8 protein-coding genes are annotated in these 11,928 nt (G+C 44.5%); 6 read left to right on the top strand and 2 right to left on the bottom strand.

Annotated elements, in window-relative coordinates:
• The first annotated feature begins 26 nt into the window (after positions 1-26).
• The 5 genes from znuA (at position 27) to L1D37_RS10070 (ending at position 7,952) form a co-directional block, all read left to right on the top strand.
• Entirely contained in the window at positions 27-917 is an 891-nt protein-coding gene (gene znuA / locus L1D37_RS10050) for a zinc ABC transporter substrate-binding protein ZnuA (protein ID WP_176680245.1), read from the top strand.
• Positions 918-1,164: 247 nt separating this feature from the next.
• Positions 1,165-4,548, top strand: a complete 3,384-nt coding sequence (locus L1D37_RS10055; protein ID WP_239847827.1) for an AraC family transcriptional regulator — start codon at positions 1,165-1,167, stop codon at positions 4,546-4,548.
• 681 nt (positions 4,549-5,229) lie between these two features.
• On the top strand, positions 5,230-5,451 hold the full coding sequence (locus L1D37_RS10060; protein ID WP_008221191.1) for a FeoA family protein: 222 nt from the start codon (positions 5,230-5,232) through the stop codon (positions 5,449-5,451).
• Positions 5,452-7,725, top strand: coding sequence for a Fe(2+) transporter permease subunit FeoB (gene feoB, locus L1D37_RS10065; RefSeq protein ID WP_239847828.1), 2,274 nt, complete (start codon positions 5,452-5,454; stop codon positions 7,723-7,725).
• A complete protein-coding gene (locus tag L1D37_RS10070) occupies positions 7,722-7,952 on the top strand; it encodes a FeoC-like transcriptional regulator (protein WP_239847829.1) in 231 nt (76 codons plus the stop codon). Before feoB ends, L1D37_RS10070 begins: the two co-directional genes overlap by 4 nt.
• A gap of 134 nt (positions 7,953-8,086) precedes the next feature.
• Here the strand turns inward: L1D37_RS10070 and L1D37_RS10075 are convergent, their stop codons facing one another.
• Both L1D37_RS10075 and argS read right to left on the bottom strand, forming a co-directional pair.
• A complete protein-coding gene (locus L1D37_RS10075; RefSeq protein ID WP_017630656.1) occupies positions 8,087-8,515 on the bottom strand; it encodes an HIT domain-containing protein in 429 nt (142 codons plus the stop codon).
• A gap of 618 nt (positions 8,516-9,133) precedes the next feature.
• Positions 9,134-10,867 carry an arginine--tRNA ligase gene (gene argS, locus L1D37_RS10080; RefSeq protein ID WP_239847830.1) on the bottom strand — a complete coding sequence of 578 codons (1,734 nt, stop codon included), beginning with the start codon at positions 10,865-10,867 and terminating at the stop codon, positions 9,134-9,136.
• Between the two features lie 347 nt (positions 10,868-11,214).
• Between argS and L1D37_RS10085 the strand changes: the two genes are divergently transcribed.
• On the top strand, positions 11,215-11,811 hold the full coding sequence (locus L1D37_RS10085) for a VOC family protein (protein ID WP_239847831.1): 597 nt from the start codon (positions 11,215-11,217) through the stop codon (positions 11,809-11,811).
• Positions 11,812-11,928: the final 117 nt, after the last annotated feature.

Below are 11,928 nucleotides of genomic sequence, written 5' to 3' on the forward strand. Positions count from 1 at the left end.
AGCTACTTTTCTATTATCGAGGGATTATGTCACGTTCATCTTTTATACTTGCTACTTTGCTTTTAGCGCCAAGTGTTGCAAGTGCCAATACTATTTTAACAAGTTTTAAACCAATTCAAATGATTGTGACGGAATTAACGCAAGGCGTTAGTGAACCGGGCGTGCTGATGAACAGCAACGCTTCGCCGCACGATTATGCGCTTAAGCCATCTGATGTGAAAAAAGTTCACAGTGCAGACATGGTGGTTTGGTTCGGTCCTGACCTAGAAGCCTTCTTGACGAAAGTGATTGGTTCAAAAGAGAACGTTATCCAGATCAGTGAGATCCCTGGTATTAATTTGAGAGAGTTCGGACATGAAGAGCATGATCACGATGCTCATGAAGGCCATAACCACGGCAGCCATGATCCTCACTTCTGGTTAGGCATAGATCAAGTTGAGGTAGCAGCAAAATACATCTCAGCTAAGTTGATTGAATCTGATCCTGACAACGCAATGGCGTATCAAGAGAACTTAGATTCATTCTTGATTACTCTGAAAGAAAAACAGCAGTCAATTCGCGAACAACTTGCGCCAGTAAAAGACAAAGGTTATTACGTGTTCCATGATGCGTATGGTTACTTTGAGCAAGAGTTTGAGTTGAATAACCTAGGTCACTTCACGGTAAGCCCTGAACGTAAACCGGGTGCAAAAAGCCTAATTGCTATCAAGAAAACCTTAGTACGTGAGAATGTTCAGTGTGTGTTCTCTGAGCCTCAGTTTACGCCTGCTGTCATCGAATCAGTGACTCGCGGAAGCAATGCGAAGCAAGGTCAACTTGATCCAATCGGTTCAACGGTTGAAGTGAAGAGCGGAAGTTATTTCGATTTTCTTCAACAAGTTACAGATAGCTACACGAGCTGCCTAAGTGCTAAGTAATCGCTAGAGAGTATTCCTTACTCTACTTTGCTCTCGTTAATTTATGAATCATGCCGCTTTTTGCGGCATTTTCGTGACCGCTAAGATAAAACCTTCCAACAAATCGCAAACCTCCTTTCTCCTTTGTTAATTTCCGCTAAAATAGAAAGATAATAATAAGCACAAAAAAACTCAGTTTTTGTTGAAGCAACGATAAGCCGTTGCGGTTAGCGAAACTTCACGTGTTGTTGCTGTTCAGGATTAAAAGTTGTATCAGATTATCTTCAAAATGTTCATGTTAATGAGCATTTCATTTAGCGTTCTTGCGGTAAATACATCACCTTCAGTTTTCTACCCTTTGCCCGTTCAAGCGCAAGGGAACTTTCTTGCGGCCAAAAATCTATATCTCGGTGCCGGCGGTGGGCTTTGGGTTCATGATGTTCATGGAAAAGTACTTTTTTATGATGGTCGAACACTGCTTCCGAGAAAGGGCAGTTTGCTGCAGTTTTCCTCTGAAAACGTGGCGTTCCTTAATGATGAATTTTGGACTTTTTTCGATAATGAAGTGTACCGACACAGTCCGGGCATTGGCAACGAACTGGCGTTTAGCTTAAGCCCTGGCGCTGAAATCTCAAACATAGGTGCATCCGGCGATTATATTTGGGTGACCGATGGCAGTAATTTTTATACTTACAACACTCAGACCTTAGAATTTAATACCTACTCATTACTCAAGTTGTATCGCTACAACAACAGCAGTGACATTTCGATCAATGACGCTGAGTGGGTGCTATCAAAATGGGTACTAGCGACCAGTTCAGGCGTTTACCTTTCTGAAAATCAAGAATTTACCCATGTCACTGCCTCAGAGAAGAATCACATAGAGACGGTCTATTTTTCGAATGCGAGACGTGAGCTAGTGATTGGTACTCTGAAGGGGGCGGTGATCGTCGATCTCGCGAATCCAGATAGAGAGGTAAAAGTCAGTGGCTCTCATGTTCTTTCACTGGCTGAAACCTCAGACCAATATTGGATTGGTACCGAGCACGGCCTGATTAGCTACAACTTTATTACGGGTCACATTAAGCGATTCGATCAAGCGACTAACCAAGACTTCTCGTTACCGGGTGAGAAAATATACTCACTGATCAACGACCACGCTGGTGGTATGTGGGTAGCTACCAATAATGGTATACGCTACTTCTCACTGTTCAGTAAGACATTCTCAAGAACACCATTAACCGGAATGGGGATGCACTCGAGCAGTGTAGTGATCAACAAAGTGCAACCTATTAGTGACCACTTATCTTGGGTTGCTTCCTCAATGGGGCTCTATTTTGTCGACTCTCAAAGCGACGAGCGCCCGGTCCGTGTCTATTCGAATTCAGTACAGGATTTTGTCACCTTTGGATCTTCAATTTGGTTGGCGACCGAAGAGGGCATTATTAGCTTTAATACCGATACACTAGAACCTGAAGCACTCGATTTACCGAGAGCGATTGATGGGGTGCACGTTGAGAACTTTGCGCTTCAATCTAACAACCTACTTTGGATGACCTCTGGGCAGAACCTTTATTCCCTTTCCGTTGATACGATGAATTTAACGGGCTATGGCATTGATTGGTTAGTCGATAAGTTTTTGCCAGCCAAAATCACCGATCTCAATATAGGGTTACAAGGTCGAGTCTATATAGGCACAGACCACGGTTTCTACTCTTTTATTAATAAGCGAATCAGCTTTAGTCGCTCAAGTGAACGATTTGGCAAAGTCGTCGATATTGAAAAAGCCAAAGATGGGGCTCAATGGTTCGCAGGCAGTTACGGCGTGTATCGAATTCCTTATGACAGTTCAGCGATTCAAGAAATCACCCTCGTTGAAGATAATATCAGCCCTAACTGTTTGATCAGCGATGACAATGGCGTGTGGTTAGGGTCTTCGAAAGGCATCAGTTACTACGGTTTAGATGGTCAACTGCATAAACACATTGGCTCTCCTTTTGGATTGATTACCAACGAACTGGCGGAAGGTGCATGTGCGTTGTTTTACAGTGAAGAGAGTCAATCTTCACGACTCGTTTTAGGCTCAAAGTATGGTGTGGTGAGTGCATTATCGAATGAGTTATTGGTATCCACGACACCTCATAGTCGTGCGTTGCTGAGTAAGATTAGCGTCGACCAACAAACGGTATCATTGGGTGGCAAGACTGCCGACTTAGCTGAGATCCCTTATGGTTCATCGATTGGCTTCAAGTTGGGCATTTTGCCTGCGACTTTTGCTCCTGCTATGGAGTATCGACTGAGTGATGATGAACCTTGGAGTGAGTTTGAAGGGGGCTTGTTAACACTCGATCATCTTCTCCCTGGGGACTACACACTTGAAGTAAAGCCAGTGAAGGACTCCCATTACCGCTTCATCTCAACCAATCAAAGCTTCTCGATTGCAGAACCTTGGTATCTGAGTAACTGGGCGGCAGCGAGTTCTCTTATCTTGCTCATCTGTGTCGTGACCATCTTGGTATTTTGGCGTTCCCGTTATGTTACTTTTGCCAACAGGCACTTAAAGGCGCAAGTTGCACTAAAAACGGATCAGCTGAGACATCAAAGCCGTATCTTACTAACGACCAATCAACAGCTGAAAAAGCAGCTATCGGTTAAAAATGCGCTTGTGTCTCACACCGCAAAAGAGCTCTCTTCTGAAGTGAATAATATCGCGGCTATGCTCCCGAATTGGAATGATGACCAAGGGAAGTCACCTATCTTGACCTTGAAGAATGGTTTAGCTCAGTTGAGTAATAGCCAACAAGGAGAGGGAGCGGTTTGTTATGACATGATTTTAATCTTGGAGTCGGTGCTCAAGGCTTGGCAGGACGATTTAGTGAAAGCCGGCATTGAACTGGACATTAAAGTTGAGACCAAGCAGCGACATGTCTCCTTGTTGTATTTTAATCTCGATATAATCTTCAATAGCCTAGTGGCGAGCATCATTAAGCGAAACTTTAAGTCGCAGAGTATGGTTGTGCTAGTCGAAGAGGTAAAAGGGCACCTTGTTGTTACGATTCGAGATCATGGGATGCCTTTCCCTAAATTAGCGTCAAGCATCAGTGATAACAACGGTAAATCAACTGACCTTAATATTGAGAAGCTTCCTTTATTGATGAATCAGAGCGGTGGTGAGTTGAACGCCTTTGTATCTGATTCTCAGAACAAGGTTCAGCTTTCTTGGCCTATTGAATATCAGATGTTGGATGATCTTGAAGCAAGTACCATAGAACAGATTGAAACCATTAAGCTTGCTGCTTCAACACCAGAACAACAAAAGCTGACCGCTGAACAAGAATGGAAGAATAAAGTGTCGCAGCTTGTTAGTGCGCACTACGCTGATGCGGAGTTCGGTACTGCAACTGCTGCTAAGTATCTGTTCATGTCGGAGAGAAGTTTACAGAGGCGCTTTAAGTTGGCTTATAACAAGACCTTTAAAGAACACTTGAATGAAGTGCGCCTCGAACATGCGTGTGAGCGACTTCTTGCAGGAGAGAAGATCTCAGACGTTGCGTTTGACTCGGGCTTCAATGACCCTTCTTACTTTAGCCAAAGGTTTAAGCATCACTTCGGTATGTCACCGTCTAAGTTTGCTGAAAACAACGAGGAGTAGTTCACTGCGGATTCACTCTACTTTCACATAGATAAAGATACTCTAAGCCTCGACATTCGTGTCGGGGCTTTTTTATGCTACTACGAGATACGAGATACGAGATACGAGATACGAGATACGAGATACGAGATACGAGATACGAGATACGAGATACGAGATACGAGATACGAGATACGAGATACGAGATACGAGATACGAGATACGAGATACGAGATACGAGAATATGTTTGGATAAACAAGAGGAAGAAAAAAAATATCGTGGTATAGCCGGGGGGACTATACCACGGGTGCCAAAGACACCTTCGCTTGCTGCCGGAGTGATATGGCAAGCCACATCACCTCTGSAATAAAATTAAAGAGAAGGAGTTTCTCTTCGATGGAGTAACTATACGTCCAGGCACTTATTTTACTTATAAAATTAACGACAGATGGTCATGAGAAAACCGACATTATTTTAAGTTATTGATAATAAATAACTTTGTTCTTCTTTGAGTGATTCGTACTAGTGAGGTAGTTCTCGTTGCTTGTTGAAAGTAACGTTTTTGACGTAAACGTTTTTAACGAAATTTACGAGTATGTATTTTCGAAAACATTGATTTCACACAATGGAATTGTGGTCATGTATGTGTATCATGCTCGTAATAACAATCTTTCTCATTATCAGTCACGAATTGGGTACTTATGAAACTCTCACAACTAGAGCAAGGCAAAGCGGCTTCTATTGTTGCACTAACAGGTTTAACACCAGAAGTTAGAAAGAAACTTATGGTCATGGGCATGTTGCCAAAAACCGAGGTGACGTTGATTCGCCGTGCACCTATGGGTGATCCGCTTCAAGTTGAAGTGAGAGGGGTTTCAATCGCCATTCGTGAAAGCATCGCAGAACAAATCGAGGTTATCTAAATGGATTATCAAGTTCTAACCGTTGGTAACCCGAATAGTGGTAAAACAACATTATTTAATGCATTGACTGGTGCTAAACAGCACGTTGGTAACTGGGTTGGTGTAACCGTAGAAAAGAAGACGGGCGTATATTCGCACGCTGGTGATCAGTTCCAGCTTACCGACTTACCAGGTATCTACGCACTAGACAGTGGTAATGACGCGAACAGCATCGATGAGTCGATAGCATCTCGCGCGGTTCTTACTCATCCAGCAGACGTGATCATCAATGTGGTAGACGCAAGCTGTCTGGAACGAAGCTTATACATGACATTACAACTGCGAGAGTTGGGTCGCCCAATGATCGTTGTATTGAACAAAATGGATGTGCTAAAGCGTGAGCGTCAGGTGATTAACCTTAAAGCGCTTGAGAAAGAGCTTGGTTGTCCAGTATTAAGCTTGTCTGCAAACGACAAAGGCCAAGTGGTTCGCTTTAAAGAACGCCTACATAAATTGCTTGTTCAAGGTGTGAGCCTTGATCCTATCTCTATTGATTACGACGCAGCATTAGAAGCTCTTATCCCTTCTGTTGAATCACAATTTGATGATGCTGACGTTTCTCACCGAGCTCTGGCAATTCGTGCTTTAGAAAATGATTACTTGGTATTGAATGGACTGGCTCCGCAGACTCGTACTCAAATTGACGGCGTACGTCTTGGTGCTGACTTTGATATCGACCTTGCAGTCGCTGACGCGAAGTACACTTTCTTACATGACCTTTGTAAACGTGTTCGTCGCAGCGAAGGCAAGCTAAGCCGCAACTTCACAGAGAAAGCAGACCAATTCATTCTGAATAAATGGGTCGGTATTCCTTTCTTCTTTGTGATCATGTACCTGATGTTCATGTTCTCTATCAATATCGGTAGTGCGTTTATCGACTTCTTTGATATCGGTGTTGGGGCAATCTTGGTTGATGGTGGACATCACTTATTAGATGGTCACTTGCCTGTTTGGCTAGTCACTATATTGGCCGATGGTATCGGCGGCGGTATTCAAACCGTTGCGACCTTCATTCCGGTGATTGCAGCTCTTTACTTGTTCTTAGCTGTGCTTGAAAGCTCAGGCTACATGGCGCGTGCGGCATTTGTACTTGATAAAGTCATGCAGAAAATTGGTTTGCCGGGCAAAGCGTTTGTACCACTAGTGCTTGGTTTTGGCTGTAACGTACCTTCAATCATGGCAACTCGTACTCTTGACCAAGAACGCGAACGTAAACTGGCTGCATCAATGGCGCCGTTTATGTCATGTGGTGCTCGTCTTCCGGTATACGCACTGTTCGCGGCTGCCTTCTTCCCGGGTGCTGGACAAAACGTAGTATTCGCTCTGTACATTATGGGTATTGTTGCTTCTGTGTTTACGGGCCTGTTCCTTAAGAACACCATTTACCCAGGTAGCAGCGATAGCTTAGTCATGGAAATGCCAGATTACGAATTGCCGACAGTGCAAAACGTAATGCTTAAAACGTGGCAAAAACTGAAGCGTTTCGTACTTGGCGCGGGTAAAACAATCGTGATGGTTGTGGCAATCCTGAGCTTCTTGAACTCGCTAGGTATGGATGGCAGCTTCGGTAATGAAGACAGCGAAAACTCTGTGTTGTCTAAAGCGGCACAAGTCGTGACTCCTGTGTTCCAACCAATTGGTATTACTGAAGAAAACTGGCCTGCGACGGTTGGTATCATTACAGGTATCTTCGCAAAAGAAGCCGTTGTAGGTACATTAAACAGCCTATACACAACGCCTTCTGATGAAGAAGCGGCTGAATTTGATTTAGCAGCAAGCTTGCAAGAAGCGGTGATGACGATTCCTGAAAACTTGTCTGGTCTGAGCTACTCAGATCCACTAGGTATTGAAGTAGGTGACTTATCAGACTCTGGCTCAGTGGCTGAAGATCAAGAAGTCGATTCATCTATCTTTGGTAACCTGAAAGACAAGTTTGTTTCCGGCCATGCGGCATTCGCTTACTTGATTCTTATCCTGCTTTACACACCTTGTGTTGCTGCAATGGGTGCTTATGTACGTGAGTTCGGCCAGACGTTTGCACGCTTCATTGCAGTTTGGACAATGGCGCTTGGTTACTTCGGTGCGACCTTCTATTACCAAGCAGCAAACTTTGCAGCGCACCCAGTGACAAGTGCTGTGTGGATGGTGGTGATTGCTGGTGGCTTTGTGGTGACATATCGCGTGTTCAAGAAAATTGGTAACAAGCAGAAAGCGCTAGAGGTGCAAGTCGTATGATCTTAACTGAACTTCACCAATACATAGACAACCACGGTGTCGCGGCTCGTAAAGAACTCGCTGCAAAGTTTGGTATGAGTGAAGATGGCGTCGATGCGATGCTGGGTGTGTGGGTCAAGAAAGGAAAGATTTCTCGCTTGGTCGATACTAACAAGCATGGCCATACAACGCGCATTCGTTACACCATTAGCAAACAAGATGGTTTGTCGCTTAACGTGATGATGTAGTTCAGAGCTGCATACACTCGTTGAGAACGGCGAGGTTAGAAAGTTAAAAAGCCGCTTATCTATTATAGATAAGCGGCTTTTTGTTATGTGTCTTTTCTGAACTCTCTGGTTTGAAGCTTAACGAGAGACTCGAATTACGCTTTCTTGAAGATAGAGCTCAGTGACAGCACGTTTTGAATACGAGTAAGGATAGCGGCTTGATCTTCTTCACTGCGTTGCTCGCCTTTGGTGTTACCCCACACCGGGCCTGGCCACGCGATGTCATCTTTGAAGCGTGCGATATGGTGGATGTGCAGTTGAGGCACCATATTACCTAGCGCGCCTAGGTTTAGTTTATCTGGTTGGAACGTTGCTTCTAGTGCTTGGCTTACTGCTTGAGACTCATGTAAGAACTGCTGCTGTTCTTTCATTGGTAAGTGGTGAAGCTCTTTTAGGTTAGCGCGTTTTGGTACCAGAATAACCCAAGGCACAGCGTTGTCTTTGTGCAGTAGTGCAAGGCTTAGAGGGAATTCACCAATAATGGTGGTGTCTTTTGCCAATTGAGGATGAAGTTCGAAGCTCATGATCTTTCCAATTAATTGTTTTAGTTGAGTATAAGGTTGGAACAGAGATGTGGCTAGCGCTTCGCTCTCAATAAGCAGATTCCCTATCACGTTCGTCCCTCACTGTAGGGAATGACGGGTGGAGGAGAAGAGTAGCGAATAGGTTTTCGGTGGTTGCATGCTTTAGGAGATTCCCTATCGCGTTCGTGTCTCACTGTCGGGAATGACGGTTGTGGAGAGTGATAACGATTTGGTTTGCTGTTGTTGTGTGCTTTTGGCAGATTTCCTATTGCGTTCGTTCCTCATTTTAGGGAATGACGATGGAGGAGAGAGATAGATAATTGGTTTACGGTTGCTACGCGCTTTTAGGAGATTCCCTATAATGTTCGTCTCTCACAGTAGGGAGTGACCGGTTGAGGAAAGTAATGGCGATTTGGTGTGGCTTGATTGCGCATCCTTGATGCTGTCTTGGATTCACGACACCTATTCCCGTCATCTCCTAGAGCTACGAAGGAGCGTAATAGGAGATCTCTTGCTGAGGAAGTTGGTGGGTATCAGATTTTGCTAAATAAATGTAACCTCCAAATAAAACAAAAGGTTGACGCTTTCACGTCAACCTTTCTAATTATCTCGAATCGCTTACATGCGCTCTAGAGTATCGATACCTAGAAGCGATAGACCTTGCTTGATTGTCTTCGCTGTTAGTGCAGCAAGCTTCAGACGACTCTGTTTAACAGTTTCATCTTCAGCAACTAGGATAGGGCATGCTTCGTAGAAGCTAGAGAATTGACCAGCAAGTTCGAACAGGTAGCTACACATGATGTGTGGTTGACCTTCACGAGCAACAGACTGTACCGCTTCTTCGAATTGTAGAAGTTTTGCGATAAGTGCTTTCTCTTTTTCTTCAGTGATTTTGATTTCACCTTCAAGAGAGTCCATAGAAACGCCAGCTTTAGCGAATACAGAAGCAACACGAGTGTACGCGTACTGCATGTATGGTGCTGTGTTACCTTCGAACGCAAGCATGTTGTCCCAATCAAACACGTAGTCAGTAGTACGGTGCTTAGAAAGGTCTGCGTACTTAACCGCTGCCATTGCAACTGTGTTCGCGATCGCTTTCTTCTCGTCTTCTGCTAGTTCTGGGTTCTTAGATTCGATTAGCTGTGCTGCACGAACTTCTGCTTCATCAAGAAGGTCAGCAAGACGAACAGTACCACCTGCACGAGTCTTGAATGGCTTCCCGTCTTTACCTAGCATCATGCCGAACGCGTGGTGCTCAAGAGAAACAGATTCTGGGATGTAACCTGCTTTACGAACGATAGTCCAAGCTTGCATTAGGTGCTGATGTTGACGTGAGTCGATGAAGTAAAGAACGCGGTCTGCGCCTAGTTCTTCAAAACGGTATTTTGCACAAGCAATGTCGGTTGTTGTGTAAAGGAAACCGCCGTCGCGCTTCTGGATGATAACGCCCATTGGGTCACCATCTTTGTTTTTGTATTCGTCTAGGAATACAACCTGTGCGCCGTCATCTTCTTTAGCAAGACCTTGCTCTTTCAGATCTGCAACGATAGTTGGCAGCATGTGGTTGTACATGCTCTCGCCCATTACGTCATCACGCGTTAGAGACACATTTAGACGATCGTAGTTGCGTTGGTTTTGAATCATTGTTACGTCAACAAGCTTCTTCCACATCTCTGCGCAGAACTCGTCGCCGCTTTGCAGTTTAACAACGTAGCCACGTGCTTTAACTGCGAATTCTTCGTCTTCGTCGTAAAGCTTTTTAGATTCACGGTAGAAGCCTTCAAGGTCAGCAAGTTCCATCGAAACTTCACCAGACTCAGCCTGAACACGCTCAAGGTTTGCGATAAGCATACCGAATTGAGTGCCCCAGTCACCGATGTGGTTAGCACGGATAACGTTGTGGCCTAGGAATTCTAGAGTACGAACAACCGCATCACCGATGATAGTTGAACGTAGGTGACCAACGTGCATTTCTTTAGCAACGTTTGGCGCAGAGTAATCCGCAACAATAGTTTGCGTTTCAGCAACTGCAACACCAAGGCGAGAGTCAGCTAATGCTGCGTCTGCTTGTTTTGCTAGGAAAGCTTCATCTAGGAAGATGTTTAGGAAACCCGGACCTGCGATTTCAACTTTAGACGCGATGCCGTCTAGGTTTAGAACGTCCAATACTTTTTGAGCAAATTCTCGTGGGTTAGTGCCTAGTCGTTTAGCAACGCCCATAACGCCGTTTGCTTGGTAGTCACCAAACTGTGGTTTTGCAGATTGACGAACAGCAGCAGGAGAGCCTGCAGGTGCGCCAGCGGCTTCTAGAGCCTGAGATACTTTGTCATTAATAAGTGCTTGGATATTCACACGCGTTTCCTTCAATTCAAGGATGATAAGAGTGGCCGTTAATTCTTGGTCATTAAATTGGTTAATTATGCTTCTAGTTAACGATTTAATGCCAAAATCAGCAGCAGACTCTGTTTAAGTTCACAGAAATGGCGGTAATCATACCAATTTTGTGCGGTTTCTTATAGGTCGAATTGATAGAAAATTAACATTTCCTCAGGGGTTTTTGACAAACAACTTTTGCCAAGCCACGTTTGAATGTTTAAGGAGTCGAATGAGCATACTTATTGAGTCTATTTTGCCAAAGCAACGCTTGTTGAAGAAAGCAAAACTGATAACATGCTGCCATTAATTGGAGAACACAGACAATGACGATGAGCCTCAAGCAAGCCGAACTCGAACCACAACAAATGATTGCCCGCCTTGATACGTTTATGGCGAAAATTGAGAACCTAGGAAATACACTGGGTTTGGATTTGAGCTTTGCTCAAGCGGATCATATTGCGCTTAGAATCAATGAAACCGAGATGGCGAAATCTGCGCACCAAGCATGGTCTGAGTACGGTTCTACGATTTCAGAGGCGATGATCAACGGTCGCCCAATTGTGGTGTTGGCTTTTGATGAACCACTGCAAAGCCTTGGTTGGAAGATTGAATGCTTAGAGTTGCCATACCCGGCAGAAGGCAAGATTTACCCGAGCCAAGATTGGGAACATGTTGAGTTCGTGATTCCTTCTCACGCACAAACGGCTGATGAGTACTTAGCGGATCTTAAAGAGACTTACCCACAGTTCGCTGCTAAGTTCGACTCTTTGGCTGAGCAAGGTATTAAGATCAAACTCTCTAGCCCGAAAGGCGAGGGTGAACGTCTGAATAACCCAACGGTTGCATTCAAGCATCAAGGTATTTGTATCAAGCTGCACCCACATTCGTTGAAGAAGATTGTGGAGTCAGAGCAGGCATAACCTAAGGCTGTTCAAAGAAGAGATTCCTGATCTCGCTTAGGCTCGTCGGAATGACGAGGTTGTCGGTTATGAATGTGTTGGTCTACTAACTATTGCGAGCGCTTGTTGAATATATAA

This window comes from Vibrio sp. Isolate33 (assembly GCF_022397895.1).
In the GTDB taxonomy this organism is placed as follows: domain Bacteria; phylum Pseudomonadota; class Gammaproteobacteria; order Enterobacterales; family Vibrionaceae; genus Vibrio; species Vibrio pomeroyi.

What these genes read in the sequence shown, in the direction of transcription:
- znuA (WP_176680245.1), top strand. Translation starts at nt 27, where the DNA reads ATGTCACGTTCATCTTTTATACTTGCTACTTTGCTTTTAGCGCCAAGT.
- L1D37_RS10060 (WP_008221191.1), top strand. Translation starts at nt 5,230, where the DNA reads ATGAAACTCTCACAACTAGAGCAAGGCAAAGCGGCTTCTATTGTTGCA.
- feoB (WP_239847828.1), top strand. Translation starts at nt 5,452, where the DNA reads ATGGATTATCAAGTTCTAACCGTTGGTAACCCGAATAGTGGTAAAACA.
- L1D37_RS10070 (WP_239847829.1), top strand. Translation starts at nt 7,722, where the DNA reads ATGATCTTAACTGAACTTCACCAATACATAGACAACCACGGTGTCGCG.
- L1D37_RS10075 (WP_017630656.1), bottom strand. Translation starts at nt 8,515, where the DNA reads ATGAGCTTCGAACTTCATCCTCAATTGGCAAAAGACACCACCATTATT.
- L1D37_RS10085 (WP_239847831.1), top strand. Translation starts at nt 11,215, where the DNA reads ATGACGATGAGCCTCAAGCAAGCCGAACTCGAACCACAACAAATGATT.